Source organism: Wolbachia endosymbiont of Aedes aegypti, from assembly GCF_021496215.1.
Lineage (GTDB): Bacteria > Pseudomonadota > Alphaproteobacteria > Rickettsiales > Anaplasmataceae > Wolbachia > Wolbachia pipientis.
Genome location: NZ_CP090902.1, coordinates 1,237,857 through 1,257,501, shown reverse-complemented (window position 1 = coordinate 1,257,501; position 19,645 = coordinate 1,237,857). Strand labels below are relative to the sequence as shown.

Genomic DNA, 19,645 nt, shown 5'->3' with positions numbered 1-19,645 from the left:
AAGGATTACTTAATGTATCGGCGTCTTATGTTCAATTTTTTGCAGTATATAGATACTGTATGTCTTTACAAAACTTCATCTACATCTAGATTTTTATCTAAATAAGCTGAACGCTCTTATAAAGCGTTACAAGACATCAAAAAATGCCAATACTCGACAGAGATAGTAAAAGACTAGCTAACTCGGGGATTCTTTGTCTTTTTTTCTGCTTAGTAAATTTCTTAAACATTTGCAGCGTAAGTTAGTTGCAATTAAAAGCGGCTGAATCTCGCTTGTCAAGCGTTTAAAACATAAAAAACGCCAATATTTTAAAGCGGATAATAACCACGGGGCTTCTTTTGCCTGTTTTTTCATTTGGTAAATTTCTTAATATTTATAGCTAAACAACAACCATCATCCCTAAGTATCCCGCTGCTTGTTAGCGGCTGAGATACCGCGAATGAATCGCGGTATGACGGTTCGCGGCAGGATGACGATCAGCTCGTCATCCCACTACTTGTTAGCGGCTAAGAGATACCGCGGCGGTATAGCTATAGGATGACAAAAAAAGGGCACTGTGACGAACTTAAATCACAATTATCAGTTAATGCGGCATTATAAAAAACGCCAAACTTTTTTCTGCTTTTATGCAAGAAGTCTAGTCCATATATTCCTCCCACTTCTCCGCGACTTTCCTTACTATTTCCTCACTCATCTCAATTTTCCTTCCCCACTCTCGTTTGGTTTCAGGCGGGATTTTATTTGTCGCATCAAATCCCATCTTACCTCCAAGTCCACTTTCAGGGGAAGCAAAGTCTAAATAATCAATAGGTGCATTTTCTATCATGATTGTATCACGCACAGGCTCCATCCTTGTTGACATTGCCCACATCACTTCCTTCCAATCACGTACATTTATATCATCATCAACAACGATAATAAACTTCGTGTATAAAAATTGCTTTAGAAAGGAAAGTATGCCCATAACAATTCTTTTTGCCTGCCCTGGATAGGATTTTTTTATCGACACTACCGCTATTCTATATGAGCAACCTTCCGGTGGCAGATAAAAGTCCACTATCTCTGGAAATTGATTGATAAGAATGGGCACAAAAATTTCGTTGAGTGCTTCACCAAGAATCGATGGTTCATCAGGTGGCTTGCCAGTGAAAGTGCTGAGATAAATTGGATTTTTGCGCATAGTAATTGCAGTAATATTAAATTCAGGAAATTGCTCAACAGAATTATAGTAGCCAGTGTGGTCTCCGTATGGCCCTTCGTCTTGATAGCTATCCAAACTCACATAGCCTTCCAGAACGATTTCTGCGTGAGCTGGCACTTGAAGTGGAATAGTCTTACAATTTACAAGCTCAAGCGGCTTCTTTCGCAGTAATCCAGCAAATTGGTATTCTGACAATGTTTCTGGCACTGGAGTTACCGCAGCAATAATCGTTGCAGGATCACTACCGATCACAGCAGCAGCAGGAAATTTCATATCTCTGCCTTCTTCCTTCCAACGCTTATGGTGAGTTGCGCCACCTCTTTGTGCAAGCCAACGCATTAGTGTTGTTTTTTTATCTATAACCTGCATACGATATATTCCAAGATTAAAATTATCTTGCTTTTCTTTCGTGGGTCCTTTTGTTACCACAATCGGCCAGGTGATAAGTGGTGCAGGTTCATTTGGCCAGCATGTTTGAATGGGCAGTAGACTTAGGTCCACTTCATCTCCGGTTAGCACTACCTCTTGACATGGAGCCTTGCTCACGACTTTACTTCGCATCGATAACACGACTTTCAACAAAGGAAACATTTTTATAGCATCCTTAAAGTTTTTTGGCGGCTCAGGTGATTGCAAAAATGCTAAAAGTTTACCAAGATCTCTTAGTTCATCAGGATTTATGTTCAACCCCAATGCAATCCTCTTAATAGTACCAAATAAATTCACCAAAACTGGAATCGAATTTTTGCCATTTTCTGTGATAACATTTTCAAAAATGATCGCTGGCCCTTTGCTTGACAAAACTCTGCGATGAATTTCTGTCATTTCAAGAACTGTTGAAACTTCCTCCTTAATCCTAATCAGATCTTTTTTTTCTTCTAAGGCTTTGATGAAGTCGCGTAAGTTGTTGTACATATTCCAGTTTTTAAAATTTTAAGTTTATATCTAGTTTTCAAGCACTTTATTGAAATTTGACCTATGCACTGTCTAGCGAGCTTTCAGTTAATTTGAGATCAAATCTTCATATTGCTTACTAAGTTTGTATTTCCTTCCTCTATTGGAAAAATCTACAATCTTGATAAACCCCATTTCCACCCACTTTTTACAAAGTTGCGCACTGGTACGAGGCTTAAAATTAAATAGTTCGCCAACCTGACTAGCTGTAATAGCGGAAAACTCCTGGAAGAGCTCAAGAGCTTTGCGTTGTTTAGGATCAAGCTTACGTATAAGATCAGTCTGATCAGTGTGGTATTCTTCTTCATTTATACGTTGTAAAACGTTCTCAAATGAATTTGCCATACCTTCTACGAAATACTCCACCCACTTAGTGATATCTGCTTCAGCTCGTCCCATATAATAATTGTGCGATGGACCTACACTGATTGCCTCATAATAAGCTCCTAGATTCTTAGCATAATATTCTTCCAATGAATAAAGTCCTTTTAGGTCATACCCACCAAGGTGTAAAATTAATGTAGTCAACAATCTTGCAGTACGACCATTACCGTCATAGTAAGGGTGAATTGTTACAAATTGATAATGCGCAATACCTGCAATAATTGGGCAAGGCACTTGCTCACTGTTACGAATCCAATCAATCATACTGCTCATGAGCTTTGGTACATCCTTTGCTTCAGGTGGCATATAAATTATTGCACGTGTAAGACTATCGCGGATAACATTTTGACCATCACGATAAGGTGTTGATTTTATTTTAGATTTTCCACTTGCTATTACTAGAGCATGTAGTGTTTGAACAGCTTTCTCAGTAATGGGTATTCTCCTTGCTGCCCATTGTTCAACTTGAGTTAAAGCTGCATAATATCCTTTAACCTCATTTTCATCTCTCCTATATTTTGGAAAGTGGCTTTTACCACTTAAAACCTCTTCAATCTGTTTAGGTTCAAGTCGATTTCCTTCAATCATAGTAGAATAGTGTGTGGTATAAAGCCGTGCAGTTTCACGAAGAGACAAAAGCATTGATACAGTGAGCGGCAAATGTAACACTTTTTCTTTTGCTGCTTCAATCCTTATAAGACAACTAGCAATTTTAGAAGTAATCGTATAATTTGGCATCGGCATAATATCTGCATTACATTACTTCTATATTATGCTGATAAAATGCAGATAATACAACATTTACACGACGCCGACCATAAACAGCAATAAATTCGGCTGATTGAGAAAGAAGTTTGTCTTGTAGAATAGCTATTTCTTTTTCTCTACCAATTATTGGCTCGTTCATATGTTTATTCCGCGGAAAATTATACACAGCGGAAACAACTTAAATCTACGCTCCGCGCGCCTCTGCTACCAAGTCTTCTGATGAACTTTGTGGTAATGTGCTTGAGTTTTATTGTGTAAAGTTTGCATTTGAGGCAAAACTGGTTATAAAATACACTTGATATAAATTTTTTTATATATTAACATTAGATGCTTCTTTTAATATATAGATAAATGTGTACTAAAAGTTTTATATTGTAGGTTTTTAAATAAATTGTATGTCTAGAATATCGTTTTTATTAATTTTAATAATAGCAATAGCAAGCTTGCCGATAATAAACAATTGGCTTTCAAATCGCAGCCAAATGCTAAACGATGATTATATAGGTGAGAAATTAGATAATTATATAAGCAGAAATTTTGATAAGATCGTAAAAACTCTCAAAGAGGAGTCGATTAAAAGTAGTTACGCTGCTCGAGATAATGTAACCAAAAGTAAAATTTCACAATACAAGGATCAAATATTTGACCTTACTTATCCTTACTCCGGAAATGAAAATAGTAGTGTTATAGCTGTAGGCTTCCTTGACTATTCTTGTGGACATTGCAAAGCTATAAAGAATGATATAAAGCAGTTAATTAACGACGGCAAAATTAAGTATATCTTTAGGGATGCTCCAATACTTGGTAACGCTTCTTTAAAGGCAGCAAAAAGTGCTTTAGCTGTCTATTTTCTCGATAAAGAAAAATATTTCGATTTTCACCATGCTGCTTTAAGTCACAAAGGAGAATTTTCAGACGAAAGCATATTGGATATAGTGAAAAACATAGGGATTGATGAGGACGATTTTAATGATTCCATAAAAGATAACGCGGACAAAATTGAGCAAATGATAAACAACAGTAGGCTTCTAGTAAGAGATTTGGGAGTAGGTGGTACACCTTTTTTAATAATTGGAGATAGCCTGTTTGTAGGAGCAACTGATTTGAATGTATTACGCAAAAAAGTAGATGAATTAAGTCACAAGCAAGGCTAGTTACAATTTGCCATAAAATTTTATTTTTTTGCTTGACAACTCAAATGAACCTGAGTATAGTAATTGTGGGTGTGACAGCAGTTTAACTCAGTAGTCTCATCCACTTTCCATAGCGTCATTTACTATGTGAAACGCTTTCAAATTACAACATTTTCTTCAACCAAACTATTTTACTTTCACAGGAGGACATATGTCATTCACAGAAATTAGATTTCCAGAAAATATATCTTATGGTTCCACTGGAGGACCGGAATTTTCCACTGACGTTGTAACAACTCACAATGGTTGTGAACAGCGCAACATCAATTGGTCTCATGCACGCACTAGATACAACATAGCTTACGGGGTCAGATCAAACGAGCAGCTACTAGAACTAATAACATTTTTTCATGCACGAAAAGGTAAAGCAATAGGGTTTCGTTTTAAGGATTGGTCGGATTTTATAGCCATCAACCAAGAGATTGGTATAGGAGATAACAAAAAAACGACTTTTCAGCTAATCAAAACTTATGTAAGTGGGGAAGATAAGCATATACGTATGATCAAAAAGCCAGTGTATGGGACAGTAAAGATTTATTTAAATGGTAAAGAAGAGAGTGAATATTCAGTAAATTATTCAACGGGAGAAATAACATTCATGAAACCGCCAGTAAAAGATGCAATAATCACTGCGAGCTTCGAATTTGATGTGCCCGTGCGCTTTGATACAGATTACTTAAACGCTTCTATTGATGACTATGGAAGCAATAGCTGGAATAATATCCCCTTGGTGGAAGTGAAATTTTAGTTATAAGCGAGCATAGATCCACATCATAGTAGGGCTACTAGTCTACCATAAATTGAAAAATTAAGCACCACTGAGGCTCTATACCTAAATGAGCCTCAGTATATGCAATTATTTTAAACTTTATCACCAGCTATATACTACAATGTTGCTGAGCTTTGCTAACATTTACACTTGAAGCTTGGGGAGATTCTAACTCAGTGCTTTTTTCTTCCTGCAAAATAGAAAGCTTCAACAACTCCTTTAGAGTTGATTTTGCAAGTGTTGTATCATCTTTGTTTAAGATGTAGTCTAGCATGCCGTTTTTCTGTAAGAGATTAACAAAATATCTATCTTCCTCATTAAGAACCTCTATCTTGTTAATACAAGATAATACTAAATCCGAATTCTTTGTTGCTAAAATTCCATTCAAAAAGATATCTAATTTTGTTTTATCTTCAGTTAAGTCTTCAGCTAACCTATTTCTGATATTCTCATTGTCAAACACAATGTACTCGAGGTACGAGGAAGGCTCAATAAGTATAAAGTCCTCTAAAGGCACTAGTTCTGGATAGGTGCCAGCGTAATCAAGTATGCCACACTCAGTAATACACCCTCCTTTTCTTATAACACAGCAATTGAGACGACCATGATACATTGAGAACAAAGAAAAAAGACGTATTATACTTGTACCTCTATCTTTCATTTCCTCGAAAAGCTTCCTATCATTTATTAATTTGTGCAAAATGTAATCCATAGCAGGACCTGATTTGCGGAAACGAAACATATTATTCTCTTCAAAAATGGCCTCAGCTAATTCGATAGATTCTTTATCCTCATCTACAAAAGCTTTTTCATTTCTATTTAACTGTATGATCTCAGCTTTGCTATCTCTGCGTAGACCAGTTCTCCTTATTAACATCTCAAATATTTTTGTATTCATATATATCCTATATTAATTAAAGTAAATATTAATAATGTTTACTTTTTAAATAAAAATAAATGAAAATTTTAATAAAAATTAAATTTTTTTTAATAGAATAAAAATCTTTTATATTTGCTTGAGTACCAAAAGGGCTTTATTGGTGTAATGCGTTTTCTATTGCGCCTGGCTGCAGTGCCCAGCGTCAAGATCTGATGAACAATGTTCGCTTGCCAGCTTTCGCTTCAATATTTGCACAATTGTGCTAGATCCCCTGCATAACCTGCTTTAAAATCTCCTCCTGCTGCTGAGTGTGAACACTAACATAACCACATGCAGGAGATGCAGCAGCAGGTCTTGCGATACACTTAGGTCTTTTTGCTTGGATATCGAGATTAGATAACACTTCTTCTATCAATGGGTTGACAAAAAACCATCCTCCCATATTTTTTGGTTCTTCTTGACACCATATAATTTCAGCGTTTTTGTACTTTTCAAGTTCATTACTTAGTTTATCTGCAGGAAAAGGATAGAATTGCTCCAAACGTATTACTGCTATATCGTTTATTTTTTGTGCTTCACATATGTCGTAATAAACTTTACCACTGCATATTACAACTTTACGTATTTTATCATTCGAAACTAAACCTGTTCTACATTCTGGAATTACTGTGAGGAATTTTCCTTCAAAATCAGATAGGTTAGATACTGCTCTTTTGTGGCGCAGTAGCGATTTAGGTGTAAACACTACCAGAGGCTTACGAAAGTCTCTATGCATTTGTCTGCGTAAGACATGGAAGTAATTCGCCGGAGTGGAACAATTAACTACCTGCATATTATCCTCTGCGCAGAGTTGCAAAAATCTCTCTATACGTGCGGAGCTATGCTCAGGTCCCTGTCCTTCATAACCATGAGGCAGCAATAAAACTAGACCGCTTGATCGCAACCACTTTGTTTCTGCAGATGCGATAAACTGGTCGATCATAATTTGCGCACCGTTTGCAAAATCACCAAATTGTCCTTCCCAGAGCACCAGTGAATACGGAGAATCAAGACTATATCCATATTCAAAGCCCATTACAGCATACTCAGATAGTGCGCTATCTATGACCTCAAAGTGAGCTTGCTTTTCATTTATATTGTTTAGCGGAATAAATGCTTCTTCTGTTACCTGATCAACAAGCCTTGAATGACGGTGCGAGAAAGTTCCACGACCAGAGTCTTGTCCTGATAAACGCACTCCTATTCTTTCTGTGAGCAGTGATGCAAACGCAAGACTTTCGGCAGTTGCCCAGTCTATATTACTACCAAAATTTATGCTGTCTATTCTGCCATCGAGTATTTTTCTAACCTTATTGTTAATGTTAAAGTTACTTGGGATATTGCTATTTATACGCACACCTAATTTTTTCAGCTCATCTGGCGGAACACCAGAATCCGTGTAGTATTCGCTCAAATCGTTCAGCTTTGCTCTTCTTAATTTTGACCACACTCCACCGAACCAGTCAGCTTTTTTTGGAGTGTAAGCCGCTGATTCAGCAAGACTTTTATCTAATTTTGCCCTGAATTCACTGCGCAATTTATTTACTTCATCGCCATCTAATACTTTCTCTGCAGTCAATTTTTCTTCATACAATGTTCCAGGAGTTTTATGCTTTGATATCGCCTTATACATAAGTGGCTGAGTGAAATTCGGTTCATCACCTTCATTATGGCCATATTTGCGGTAGCACATTATGTCAATTACTACGTCCTTTTTAAATTTCTGCCTATATTCCATCGCCAGACTTGTAGCAAAACTCACAGCTTCCGGGTTATCTCCATTGACGTGAAACACTGGAGCTTCTATTGATTTTGCTATATCAGTGCAATAAAAAGAGGATCGTGCGCAACATGGGTTAGCAGTAAAACCAACTTGGTTATTAATGACAATGTGCACAATGCCATCCACTTTATAGCCTTCAATATTGCTTAAGGTTAAAGTTTCAGCAACCACTCCTTGACCGATGAAAGCCGCATCACCATGAATTGATATGCCAAGCACAGATCTTATATTCTGTTTTGCTCTTATTCTTCCAGCCAAAACCGGATTTACCGCTTCAAGGTGAGATGGATTAGGGCATAAACTTAAATGTATTTTTTTGCCACCTGAAAGTGCTCGATCAGAAGAGTAACCAAGGTGATATTTAACATCACCGGACACCTCAAGACCACTTGGGTATGCAAGATTGCCTTGAAATTCAGACAGCATTGCCGCATATTCTTTCCCCATCACTTTGGTTAGAACATTGAGTCGTCCGCGGTGAGCCATGCCAAGGACTATTTCTTCAATACCAAAAACCGTAGAATCACTAATGATTTTTTCAATTGCAACGATAGCTGATTCTCCACCTTCAATAGAAAAGCGTTTATATCCAGGAAATTTCATATGGAGAAATTGCTCGAACATCTCAGATTCGATCAAGTGCCTCAGTATTTCCTTTTTATCTTGTGAACTCAGCGTATAGGTTTGATTTTCGATCTTTTCCTGCAGCCACATCCTCTCCTCATAAGAGGAGATATGCATAAATTCAAAACCGATGTTCTTGCAGTAAATATCTCTATAGATTCCAGCGTCACTTGCCGGATATAGATTCGAATATTTCTGATAATCTACTTCCTTATTCACATTGGGTAATAACGGATTAAGATCCGCAAAAAAATGACCGTAAGATCTGAAAAAATTTGCTAAACTAGAAACTGAATCATCCACCTTAGTTACATGTTGTGCACCGCAGGTCTCCGCTTTATTAACTTCTAAATTGCTTGAAAAAATTCTATACCAATCCTCCCCGATTGATTTATCACCCTGCAAATAACGGCTATACATTTCTTCCACAAATTCTGCATTATCACCATAAAGGCAGCTTGAACTCGACATAATCACTATAAAAAGTATCAAATACTTATAAGTATAACTTAAGTTTTTTAAAAAAGAACTTTTTTAGTTTCTATACGTCATACCGCCGCGGTATCTCTTAACATAGATCCCGCTAACACGTAGCGGGATGACGATTGTCAGGGTGTCATCCCAGTGCGTGACACTGGTTCACTCTATAATGGCAGCGCCCCTATGGTGTCATCCCAGTGCCCAGACTACTTGGATCCAGAAAAAAGAATGGTGTCATCCGAGTAGCTGACACTGGGATCCAGAAGACTTAATTTCAACCAAGTGGCTGCATAATAAAGGCTAGATCCCAGTGTCACGCACTGGGATGACAAGGTATAAACCTTATCGTCACGCCGCCACGAACCGTCATACCGCGATTCATTCGCGGTATCTCAGCCGCTAACAAGAGATCCCGCTAACAAGCAGCGGGATGACAACAATCCTACGTCATGCCGCGGTATCTCTTAGCCGCTAACAAGCAGCGGGATGACGAATTACTTAACCATCATCTACACCGTCATACCGCGATTCATTCGCGGTATCTCTTAACATAGATCCCCTACTATACCTTAACATAGATCCCGCTAACAAGCAGCGGGATGACGAGCTTATCGTCACGCCGCCGCGAACCGTCATACCGCGATTCATTCGCGGTATCTCAAAGCATAGATCCCGCTAACACGTAGCGGGATGACGATTGTCGGTGAACTTAAGTTACTTTAGCCATAAATATTTAAGAAATTTACCAAACGAAAAAAAGGCAAAAGAAGCCCCGAGTAGCGAGTTTTGACTCTATATTACTGTAAGTGGCGCTGTAATAATGTGCTGACGCTTAGTTTAAGCGCGGTTTGGCTGAATGTAGAAAAAATTTAAAAGACATGCAGCCGCTATAATTTTATGTAATCCGCCAAAAAACACCCTGAGTTTTTTACTGAATTTTGTCATTGAGCCTGCAGGTCAAAAACAAGTTTTGAGTCATAAATACCCTTAACACTATAATAAGGGCGCTGGAGGAGTTTGTCAAGGAAGTTTTTTCGTTTCTATGAGCTACTTGGATGACGAGAAAGGAGCACTTACATATTTATGGCAACCTCATTACCTACGCTCAAAAAGTTTTTCAATATCACTGAGTTTCATTTCTATATAAGTTGGTCTTCCGTGGTTGCATTGCCCGGAATATGGGGTTTTTTCCATTTGTCTAAGCAGCACATTCATTTCTTCGAATCTCATTTTTCTACCCGCTCTAATTGATCCATAACAAGCGATAGTGGCCAATATTTTGTTCACTTTATCTTCTACTGGCAATGTATCTTCTATTTCCGTTAATCTATCGACTATATTAATTAGCATCTCTTTCACATCTATTGCTCCCAAAATTGCAGGGATTTCTTTTACTATCACTTTATTTTCTGGTTTGATCTCAATATCAAAACCCATTTCAAATAACTTATCTTTATAGATTTCAATCATCTCCATTCCGGCTTGATTTTTGATTTCAACCGTTTCAGGAAGAAGTAGTTTTTGTCTTTTTACACTTGATTTTTGTTTTAAGCATTCATATACTAGCCTTTCGTGGGCTGCATGCTGGTCGACTATAATCAATTTGTCTCTTACCTCGGCAATAATGTAAGTATTATAGACCTGACAGCGTGCAAACCCGAGCGGGTGGCTCTCTATCAAATCAACTTGCTCTAACACCTTTTTTTCTAGAACCATAGTCTCCGCTTGTGATGGAAATTTCTGTATGCCGGTATAATCAAACGATTTTGACTGTTCTGATAAGCCTTTTGCTTTTTCATTTGGAGAAGCAAATTCTTTTATTAGTTGATTTTTAAAAGGACTTGGTCTTTTTTCATAAAATTCTTTTTGAACATTAGGTTTATCAAAAGGATCCGGCAATGTTGAATCCATTTTCTGGTCATGCGCTGGAAAAGTGCCTATCCTTCTTGACAATGCTTTAATTAATCCTCTTGTCATTATCTCATATATGAGCTTCTTATTCTGAAACCTTACTTCTGACTTATTTGGATGCACATTTACATCTACTTGATCATAAGGTATCTCTAAATGTAACGCTGCAAAAGGATACCTATCGCTTGGAATAAAATCATGATATGCATACCTAACTGCGCCAATAAGTAAATTATCTTTAATTGGCCTTCCATTAACAAACGTATAGATCTGAGTGGACTTACCACGATTGACGGTCGGCTTACAGATGTGTCCCGTAAGTTTAATGCCGTCTTCTTCTTCATTGATCTCCAAAGAATTGCCCTGAAATTCTTCTTCTACTTCACACAATCTATGAAATAACGAAGTCTGCTTAGCGTATTTTAAGAGCTTTTTATTACCTGAAGTGAGAGTAAACCCTATATGATAGTTAATCATTGCTAGGTTGTTTACAATATCAACAATGCTTTGAGTTTCTGCTCTTTCAGTTTTTAGAAATTTTAGTCTATTTGGAGTGGCAAAAAATAAATCTCGTACTTCAATATGTGTGCCTTGTGATAAAGAGTAAGGAGTTTGCTCCCCTATTTTCTCTCCACCCTCATAACTTATAGACCATGCTTCATTTGCTTCTCTTGCCTTAGACGATAATTTTATCCTACTTACTGCTGCTATTGAAGGCAGAGCTTCTCCTCTAAAGCCAAGATGCTTGATTTCTATCAACTCATTGTCGCTCAATTTTGAAGTAGCATGGCGCATAAACGCAAGTTCTAAATCGTTTTTTTCTACTCCGTTACCATCATCTGTCACAATAATAAGGTTACGCCCACCACTTTCTATTTTAATCTCTATTTCTAAACTTCCAGCATCTATTGCATTTTCCACTAATTCCTTTACTACACTTGCTGGCCTTTCTATCACCTCCCCCGCTGCTATACGGTTTATGGTTTTTGTGTCTAAAAGAATTATTGCCATAGATTTATTATGAAATTGGTTTTTCTTTTACTTCTTTGGTCTGCTTCTCTCTCCACTTTTTTAACCTACCTGCAATTTCACTGTTAGAAATTGACAATATAGATACGGCGGTAATGGCAGCATTATGTGCTCCATTTCCCCCTATAGACATGGTTGCAACTGGAACACCCTTTGGCATTTGAACTATAGAGAGTAGGCTGTCCAGCCCATTTAATTGTTTACTATGCACAGGAACGCCGATAACTGGTAAACAAGTTAGTGACGCAACCATACCAGGTAAATGAGCTGCACCTCCTGCACCAGCTATAATAACCTTAAAACCTTCTTCTTGTGCAGATTTAGCAAAATTGAAGAGTCTTTCTGGTGTTCTATGTGCAGATATTATGAATATATCATGTGAAACTTCTAATGCTTTTAACATATCAACAGTATGGACCATAGTGGTGTAATCTGACTCACTTCCCATAATAACAGCAACATCTTTTTTTATTTTTGTCATATTCAACACAATTTTACTTACTAACTAAATAATGTTCCAGCTAAAAAGCAACAAATATTTAAATTATATTATAAATATAGAATTCTCGTTAAAATAGAAATTTTAAAAATTTAAATAAATATTTATATTAAGATATAGAGATATAAACTTCTTATGTAAGATAAATTTATAAAATAATTATTTTTGTATTTCAAGCTTTGTAATCTTAGCTTGTTCTTTCTATAAATGGTTTTTTCAGATAGACTGATGGTAAAATGGTAATTTAAAATTACTAGAAATTTGATAAAAATATTAATATATAATCAACTTAAAGTTTTAAATATTGATATCATATAATTATTGACAAGTTACATGATATTAATATCTTGGTATATTAAATATTATGTTATAATATTTAATAAAGTTAATTGATATGTGAGTGTAAGAATTATGGAAATAATATCGTTAAATAACTTAGACAGTGCAGGAATAAAAACAAAGTTGCTTTATATAATAAATAAAATTATAGAAAAAAATGCTTGGACTCAGGCTTTTGCAGCTGAGAAACTTGGTATTGATCAGCCAAAGGTATCGCAAATTAAAAATGGTAAAATAGATGGTTTTTCTTTAGAGCGATTGTTAGGATTTCTAAAAAAACTTGATCATGAGATAACAATCACGATGACAGAAAGCCAAGAAATAAAATCTGAGGCAGAAAAAGTAAAACATGAAGTTGAATCGCAATAGATACAAAGTTGACAACTTGTTTTTTGTGATATAGTATAAAACTTATTAAGGTAGTATCTTATGGCTGAGTCTATTGTAGAAAAGTGTATAGAACGGGTAAGTAACCGTTTCAAATTGGTTCTGTTGGCAAGTCAAAGAACACATGATTTAAATACAGGGGCAAGTAATCCAATTCAAGCAGCTAAGTTTAAAGGTCATAAAAATACCATAGTTTCCTTACATGAAATAGCAGGAAAACAGGTGGATACTCATGAGCTGTTTAGCCTTTTGGTAGGTAGATGCAAGGAATACATGAAAGGAAATATGAATAATGTTTACAGCAGTAATACAAGTAAGCTAGCGAATTTATTAAATTTTTCTGATAACACAGATCTTGATGCAAGTCAAGAAAGCCAAGATTATGAAGTGGATGGTGAAATAGATGATGAAATAAATGATCAAGATGGCGATGAAGAAGTATCCGTTTAGAAATCTACTGAAGTCACATAGTCTTTAAATGATTTGCATTGCTATCTATACACTGTTGTTCTGTATGAGTGTAATGTTGTGTTGCATAGTGTCTAAGTCAAATGATGTGTACAATAAGGTTTTAGCGTTCAATAATTTCTCAACGCAAGTAGTTGTACTTATAACAGCAATATCAATCATTCTGAATAATTTTTTTTTAATTGATATAGCATTGTTGTATGCTAGCGTTAGCTTTATATCAACTATAGCACTAATGAGATTAATGTTGTTTTGATAATTTATGATAGGATCCATTTTCATATTTTTAGGTATTTGTTTGATAATTATTTCAAATATAGGGGTGATCAGATTTCCTGATTTCTATACTAGGTTACATGCAGCAGGTATTACAGATTCTAGCGGTGCAACGTTATTGTTAATTGGTTTTGCTTTGCAGAATGGATTTTCAATCAATACTGTTAAAATAGTATTATTAATTTTTATAATATGGGTAGCTAACTCAACTAATAGCTATATTTTAGCGCGCACTCATTATAAAGTTAAGAAAAAAACTGTTAAAGAAGGCTAAGGTGTTAGAAATATTAAATGTAGTGTTACTTTTGTTGTTACTAACAGTTACGGTTTTTATAGTTTTCTCGCGACATTTAGTCGTAAGTGCTGTTCTAATGTGTGTATTTAGTTCACTGATTGCGCTTATATACTTAATTATGAATGCACCTGATGTTGCAATTACTGAAGCTTCTGTTGGTGCGGGGCTCAGTACAGTTTTTACGTTTGCAGCACTCTCCTTGATAAAGAATCATAAAGTAAATCTATCTCATAACCCTATAACGCTTTTTTTTATGTTATTTCTGGCTGTATGTTTGTCATATTTTATGATTCAATTGCCAGATTTTGGCAGCCACAATGCTCCGATCCACTTGCATGTTGCTCCTTATTATGTGGAAAATACCGAAAAAGCTACCGGTATTCCTAATATAGTGACAGCTATTTTGGCAAGCTTTCGTGGTTATGACACGTTTGGAGAAACTATAGTAGTTTTTACTGCTGCGCTTTGTATAACGTTGATATTAAAAGAAGAAAAAGAAAATGATTAAAGATCCGATATTAAATGCAGTAACATTTTTGATGATACCTTTTATCATTTTATTTGGTTTATACATACAATTTCACGGTGATTACACTCCGGGTGGAGGTTTTCAAGCAGGAATAATTATTGCCTCCGGGATAATATTATATTCAATGCTATTTGGTGTATCTACAACTCTAAAAGCAATACCTTATTCTGTGATTAGATTGACTAACGTGTTAGGTATTTTAATTTATGGAGGAACGGGCGTTGCAACAACTTTACTTGGCCAAAATTTTTTATCTTATGATATCTTGTTAACCAATAATAGAACCGGTCAAAAATTAGGTATTTTTTTGGTGGAATTAGGTGTAGCATTTACTGTCTGCTCCTCTATGTTAATTATATATATAAATTTTGCTCGTAGGAAAAAACAATGACTTTATATAATTATACGATTATTATTGTATTAATGGTGCTAGGTTTATATATTATTATAAACGATAAAAATTTAATCAAGAAAATGATAGGGGTAAGCGTCTTCCAAGCATCTGTTTTGTTATTTTACATATCTCTAGGATATATAAAAAGTTCCTTGCCTCCTATATTGGTTTCAAATTTTTATTCATATAGCAATCCTATACCCCATGTTTTAATGCTTACTGCTATAGTGGTTGGAATTGCAACATTTTCAGTTGGATTATCCATAGCAGTAAAAATGGAAGAAAAGTATGGAACAATTGATTAAGACAAGTGTACATAAATTAACAGTATCTTAAACTATATGAAGTAACAAATAGCCACAAGTTAAAAGTAAAATTATAGACTTGCTCGTTGTAAGTTTGTTTGTTAATAAGAAATAAAATTATAAACTATAAAGGTAATGATGTCAACTATTAATGATGCAGAAGATAAGAAAAAAATTATCAAAGATCTGGTAACTAAGAGTATAAAAAAGGGTGGTTTTATCACCTTTGATGATATAAATGATAAATTATCAGATGAAAATTTTTCATCTGACTTTATAGATGATGCTATATCTTTATTGCAGGATTCCGGAATTAATGTGCTTGAAAGTAGCGAAGATGAAGAAGATATTCCTTCCAACAGTGATGATAGTAAACTTGATGATGATGACACATCGCCAAATGTTACTGCAACTTTAGTACAAAATGATGATCCAGTGAGGATTTATTTACAAGACATGAGCTCCGTAAAGCTTTTATCAAGGGCAGATGAAATCGAGATAGCAAAAAAAATTGAATCTGGAAAGCATAACATGTTACGTGCAATAATTGAAACATCAGTAACATTAAAGGTGATAAAAGTATGGCGTGATGATTTAAGTAATGGAGCTCTCTTACTGAGAGAAATTATAGATCTGGATGCAATGTATAACTCTGATTTTAATGTGGTACCCAAAGAAGAAAGTGAAGAGAGTGAAGAAAGTGCTGAAGATGTTGAGGATTCTGAGGATGTTTCTGAAGATGCTGAGTACTGTAGTGATGATGAGAAAGACGGTAATAATGAAGATATAAGTTCAGTCAATTTAAATGTTTCTATTCTTGAAATGGAAAGTGACTTATTGCCAAAGGTCATAGTTGCATTGGATGAGATAATTACTTTAACAAATGAAGCGTTGATATTAAGAAAAAATTCTAAAAATTTCTCTAATGAGCTAGAAAATTTGTATAATCAAATATGGTCTATAGCATTACAAATTAAGTTAAGTGATGCTGCTGTTGCCAGAATTACACAAGAACTTTATAAGATCAATAGATCCATTACGCTTGAAGAGGCTAATCTTATTGCTGAGGCTAGAAAATACGATATCGATAGAGAAAGTTTCTATAAAGTTTATGATGACGTGCTTTTAAAGCACGAATTGAAAAAGATAAGTCTTTTAAAGATCAATGAAAATCAGTCCTCTTTTACAGGTGAATTAAAAAACAAATTTTTAAGGTTTATAGACGATAAATCTGAACATATAGCTAGTACCTTGAACGGTATTAAGCAGCATATACAGGAAGATAACGTACAAGAATTTAAGGAGCTAATCAAGAGAATACAAAAACACGAACGAGAAGTCTCTGAAGCAAAGCAAGAAATGATTAAGGCTAACTTAAGGCTAGTAGTTTCCATTGCTAAGAAGTATTCAAAAAGAGGCCTTGATCTGCTTGATTTGATACAAGAAGGCAATATTGGTCTTATGAAGGCCGTGGATAAGTTTGATTACAAACGTGGATATAAATTTTCAACTTATGGCACTTGGTGGGTAAGACAATCAATCACTAGAGCAATACCTGAGCAGTCCAAAGTAGTTAGAATACCAGTTCATATGGTGGAAATTATCAGTAAAATCAACAGAGCATTAAGAAAGATGACTCATGAGATGGGAAGAGAGCCGACGTTAGAGGAATTGAGTGTAGAACTGACAATGCCACTGGAAAGAATACGCAAAGTTATGAAAATAGCAAGGGATCCAGTAAGTCTTGAAGCTCCAACAGGAAAAGATGATAGTAGTACCTTTGGTGATTGTATAGAAGACAAGCGAGTCTCCAGGCCAGAGGATGCTGCAATACTTGCTGACTTGCGTGGCATTACAACCAATGTTCTTGCAACTTTAACACCAAAGGAAGAAAGAATTTTAAGAATGCGTTTTGGCCTTGGTAAAGATGGGAAGGAACATACTTTAGAAGAAGTAGGAAAAATTTTTAATGTAACACGTGAGAGAATTAGGCAAATAGAGGCAAAAGCACTGCGCAAGTTGAAACATCCAAGCCGTGCTAGAAAACTTAGAGGGTTCTTTTAAGTATACGTGTCAAGTTAAGAAGAAGCTGATTTTGCCCGGAAAAAGTGGAGAGCAAGTTAGGCCAAAGTTGTATAATTTCACCGCTATTTTTCTTTTTCTATGAATCTAATGAAACAATATGCTAATCTACGGTAAATATTATGACAAACAAAAATGACAATTCTAATTCAAAGTATAGAAATTTTTATGTTCTGGGTGATAGCTTATCCGATAATGGCGCAATCATTGGAATTTTAAATAATTTATCCTTTGCAAAAAGCGTAAAATTTGATGATCCTTTTTATCAAGGAAGATCTTTTAGCAATGGCCCTACTGCTGTTGAATATATAGCAAAATATTTAGATTTAGATGAATTTAAACCTGGGTGGAGTTATTCATTTTTTGGGAGATGCCACGAACAGCAAGGTCAGAATTACGCAGTTTCATATGCAACAGCATCTGAAATTTTTGACCCTATTTTTTCTTATTTCTTCAATAAATTTCGTTTAGCTAACCAGCTAGATGCGGTAATTAAACATCATCCAGATATAGGTAAAGAAGATTTATTTTGCATCATAATCGGCGGAAATGATGTTATGGTTGCCACTGCTTATGACGATACTAAAGCGGAAGAAGTGTTGGAACAAGCAGTGAGTGAAATATGTAATGCACTTAAGGTTCTAAATGAACATGGTGTTAAGCGTGTAGTTGTTGCAAATGCACCTGAAGTTGGCTCAATACCAGCTTTTAATAGAGATGAAGAAGCAAGGGAACTAGCTACAAAGCTCACGGAGAGTTTCAATGCAAAACTGGCTAAAGGCTTAGATTATATGAAGAAAAGTACAAATCTTGAAATAAAAGCATTTGATCTTAACTCTAAAATGAGAAGTATGTTTAGCGAATACAAAAGCAAAGGTTTAAATTGTCAAGATGCATGCACATCGAACATTGCAGACCAAGTTGGGAGATTTAAAGAAAATATAAAAATACTCTTAAAGTTGATATTTAAAGGGGAACTTGACGTTCACTATAACCCTGGGTGTAGCAAAGAAACACTAAAGGATTATTTCTTTTTTGATTATTTCCATCCAACTGCGGAACTTCATCATGAAGTTGGTAATGAAGTGTATGAGTTGATTTGACACAGTTTTTTGAACATATCCTTTTAAATAGTAACCAGACTGCATTCTGTGATTTTTAGCAAAACACGATCTTTCATTTGAGCTTTCTTCAATTTAAAATAAATACAGAAAATTGCTGCCTATAGCTAAACTGACTTAGATTTACCGATAATTTGAAAAACCGTCATCCCGCTACTATATAGTTATTGATATATATTTTCTTTTAAGCTCTTGGTTTTGATCGATAAATGTAATCATTTCATCTTCTAAAGTTTTAATTTGATTACGTAAAATTGCAAGAAGTTCCTCTATTTGTTTGATTATAGATGTATCAGTTACCTGTTGGATTTGGGTTTTTTGTATTTTTGCTATTTCTACAAGTTGGTTTCTACGAGATAATTTTTGTTTCAAGCAATCAATATTACCATTACTAACTGTTAAAGGAGTAACACGCATATCTGTATTATTAATATAACGTGAGATGATACTGCAGTCTATTTTATCAGTTTTTGTAGTAATACCAAGGCTTTTAGCATAGTCTCTCCCACCTTGGTTGAATGACGTACACCTCAAAACCATTGCTTAGTAAAGTATAGGCACATAATTTTTCGTATCCACCAGTTGCCTCAAGACCAATTTTGGTTACATTATGCAAACGTAAAAAGTCCAGCATTTCATCAATGGATTGTACATTGTTTTCAAATATTTTATAATGCTCAAGTGGGTGAATGTGGAGATCTAATTTACTTTTGCTAACATCAATGCCAGCAATAATGTTTGATGAATTCATAATTCCTCCGTAATAATAACATATACTGCATTTTCCAGCCTTATATACGAGCCTAAAAGCTCAATCAGTTGTTCGAACTTTCAGTATAATAAACCAGAGAAGAGAACCTTGCTGAACAACGATTCTTATAATCAAGGGGCGTGACGATTCCTCTTCTCTGTGTGTCTTTAATCTCACTACTTTG

19 protein-coding genes and 1 pseudogene are annotated in these 19,645 nt (G+C 35.3%); 12 read left to right on the top strand and 8 right to left on the bottom strand.

Annotated features, from left to right (window positions below; all coding sequences use genetic code 11):
• Nucleotides 1-637 precede the first annotated feature (637 nt).
• The 3 genes from L0Z58_RS06510 to L0Z58_RS06500 form a co-directional block, all read right to left on the bottom strand.
• Complete coding sequence (locus L0Z58_RS06510) at nt 638-2,116, bottom strand: UbiD family decarboxylase (protein WP_010963176.1); 1,479 nt, start codon at nt 2,114-2,116, stop codon at nt 638-640.
• 87 nt (nt 2,117-2,203) lie between these two features.
• Nucleotides 2,204-3,283, bottom strand: coding sequence for a Fic family protein (locus tag L0Z58_RS06505; protein WP_010963175.1), 1,080 nt, complete (start codon nt 3,281-3,283; stop codon nt 2,204-2,206).
• 10 nt (nt 3,284-3,293) lie between these two features.
• Entirely contained in the window at nt 3,294-3,446 is a 153-nt protein-coding gene (locus L0Z58_RS06500) for a hypothetical protein (RefSeq protein ID WP_010081826.1), read from the bottom strand.
• 256 nt (nt 3,447-3,702) lie between these two features.
• Here L0Z58_RS06500 and L0Z58_RS06495 point away from each other — a divergent pair, with 256 nt between their 5' ends.
• Nucleotides 3,703-4,461, top strand: a complete 759-nt coding sequence (locus L0Z58_RS06495) for a DsbA family protein (RefSeq protein WP_010963174.1) — start codon at nt 3,703-3,705, stop codon at nt 4,459-4,461.
• Between the two features lie 190 nt (nt 4,462-4,651).
• Nucleotides 4,652-5,248, top strand: a complete 597-nt coding sequence (locus tag L0Z58_RS06490; RefSeq protein ID WP_010963173.1) for a TIGR02217 family protein — start codon at nt 4,652-4,654, stop codon at nt 5,246-5,248.
• Between the two features lie 130 nt (nt 5,249-5,378).
• Here the strand turns inward: L0Z58_RS06490 and L0Z58_RS06485 are convergent, their stop codons facing one another.
• The gene (locus L0Z58_RS06485) at nt 5,379-6,167 is read right to left on the bottom strand and encodes a hypothetical protein (protein WP_010963172.1); all 789 of its coding nucleotides are present in this window, start codon (nt 6,165-6,167) and stop codon (nt 5,379-5,381) included.
• A 244-nt stretch (nt 6,168-6,411) separates the two neighbouring features.
• Nucleotides 6,412-9,066: a 2-oxoglutarate dehydrogenase E1 component gene (locus L0Z58_RS06480; RefSeq protein WP_010963171.1), complete on the bottom strand. Its 2,655-nt coding sequence runs from the start codon at nt 9,064-9,066 to the stop codon at nt 6,412-6,414.
• Between the two features lie 127 nt (nt 9,067-9,193).
• Here L0Z58_RS06480 and L0Z58_RS06700 point away from each other — a divergent pair, with 127 nt between their 5' ends.
• Nucleotides 9,194-9,325, top strand: coding sequence for a hypothetical protein (locus tag L0Z58_RS06700; RefSeq protein WP_255322263.1), 132 nt, complete (start codon nt 9,194-9,196; stop codon nt 9,323-9,325).
• Nucleotides 9,326-10,170: 845 nt separating this feature from the next.
• Here the strand turns inward: L0Z58_RS06700 and mutL are convergent.
• Both mutL and purE read right to left on the bottom strand, forming a co-directional pair.
• Nucleotides 10,171-11,997, bottom strand: coding sequence for a DNA mismatch repair endonuclease MutL (gene mutL / locus L0Z58_RS06475; protein ID WP_010963168.1), 1,827 nt, complete (start codon nt 11,995-11,997; stop codon nt 10,171-10,173).
• A 7-nt stretch (nt 11,998-12,004) separates the two neighbouring features.
• Nucleotides 12,005-12,496 (bottom strand): 5-(carboxyamino)imidazole ribonucleotide mutase, encoded by a 492-nt coding sequence (gene purE / locus L0Z58_RS06470; RefSeq protein ID WP_022626177.1) that lies wholly within the window; start codon nt 12,494-12,496, stop codon nt 12,005-12,007.
• Between the two features lie 429 nt (nt 12,497-12,925).
• Between purE and L0Z58_RS06465 the strand changes: the two genes are divergently transcribed.
• The 9 genes from L0Z58_RS06465 to L0Z58_RS06425 all read left to right on the top strand — a co-directional run bounded on the left by L0Z58_RS06465 (nt 12,926) and on the right by L0Z58_RS06425 (nt 18,692).
• The gene (locus L0Z58_RS06465) at nt 12,926-13,222 is read left to right on the top strand and encodes a helix-turn-helix domain-containing protein (RefSeq protein ID WP_010081926.1); all 297 of its coding nucleotides are present in this window, start codon (nt 12,926-12,928) and stop codon (nt 13,220-13,222) included.
• A gap of 60 nt (nt 13,223-13,282) precedes the next feature.
• Nucleotides 13,283-13,690, top strand: a complete 408-nt coding sequence (rpoZ, locus tag L0Z58_RS06460; protein WP_007548528.1) for a DNA-directed RNA polymerase subunit omega — start codon at nt 13,283-13,285, stop codon at nt 13,688-13,690.
• Nucleotides 13,691-13,718: 28 nt separating this feature from the next.
• Entirely contained in the window at nt 13,719-13,964 is a 246-nt protein-coding gene (locus L0Z58_RS06455) for a monovalent cation/H+ antiporter complex subunit F (protein WP_007548527.1), read from the top strand.
• Between the two features lie 6 nt (nt 13,965-13,970).
• Nucleotides 13,971-14,258 (top strand): monovalent cation/H(+) antiporter subunit G, encoded by a 288-nt coding sequence (mnhG, locus tag L0Z58_RS06450; RefSeq protein ID WP_006279703.1) that lies wholly within the window; start codon nt 13,971-13,973, stop codon nt 14,256-14,258.
• Nucleotide 14,259: 1 nt separating this feature from the next.
• On the top strand, nt 14,260-14,787 hold the full coding sequence (locus L0Z58_RS06445; RefSeq protein ID WP_015589497.1) for a DUF4040 domain-containing protein: 528 nt from the start codon (nt 14,260-14,262) through the stop codon (nt 14,785-14,787).
• Nucleotides 14,780-15,199: a Na(+)/H(+) antiporter subunit B gene (locus L0Z58_RS06440; protein ID WP_006279705.1), complete on the top strand. Its 420-nt coding sequence runs from the start codon at nt 14,780-14,782 to the stop codon at nt 15,197-15,199. Before L0Z58_RS06445 ends, L0Z58_RS06440 begins: the two co-directional genes overlap by 8 nt.
• On the top strand, nt 15,196-15,507 hold the full coding sequence (locus tag L0Z58_RS06435) for a cation:proton antiporter subunit C (protein ID WP_006279706.1): 312 nt from the start codon (nt 15,196-15,198) through the stop codon (nt 15,505-15,507). The genes L0Z58_RS06440 and L0Z58_RS06435 overlap by 4 nt, the downstream gene beginning before the upstream one ends.
• Nucleotides 15,508-15,645: 138 nt before the next feature.
• The gene (gene rpoD / locus L0Z58_RS06430) at nt 15,646-17,571 is read left to right on the top strand and encodes an RNA polymerase sigma factor RpoD (RefSeq protein WP_041580664.1); all 1,926 of its coding nucleotides are present in this window, start codon (nt 15,646-15,648) and stop codon (nt 17,569-17,571) included.
• A 140-nt stretch (nt 17,572-17,711) separates the two neighbouring features.
• Nucleotides 17,712-18,692: an SGNH/GDSL hydrolase family protein gene (locus L0Z58_RS06425; protein WP_010963165.1), complete on the top strand. Its 981-nt coding sequence runs from the start codon at nt 17,712-17,714 to the stop codon at nt 18,690-18,692.
• 180 nt (nt 18,693-18,872) lie between these two features.
• On the opposite strand, the pseudogene L0Z58_RS07155 reads toward L0Z58_RS06425, so the two are convergent.
• Nucleotides 18,873-19,461, bottom strand: a pseudogene (locus L0Z58_RS07155) (IS110 family transposase); the annotation flags it as partial.
• Nucleotides 19,462-19,645: the final 184 nt, after the last annotated feature.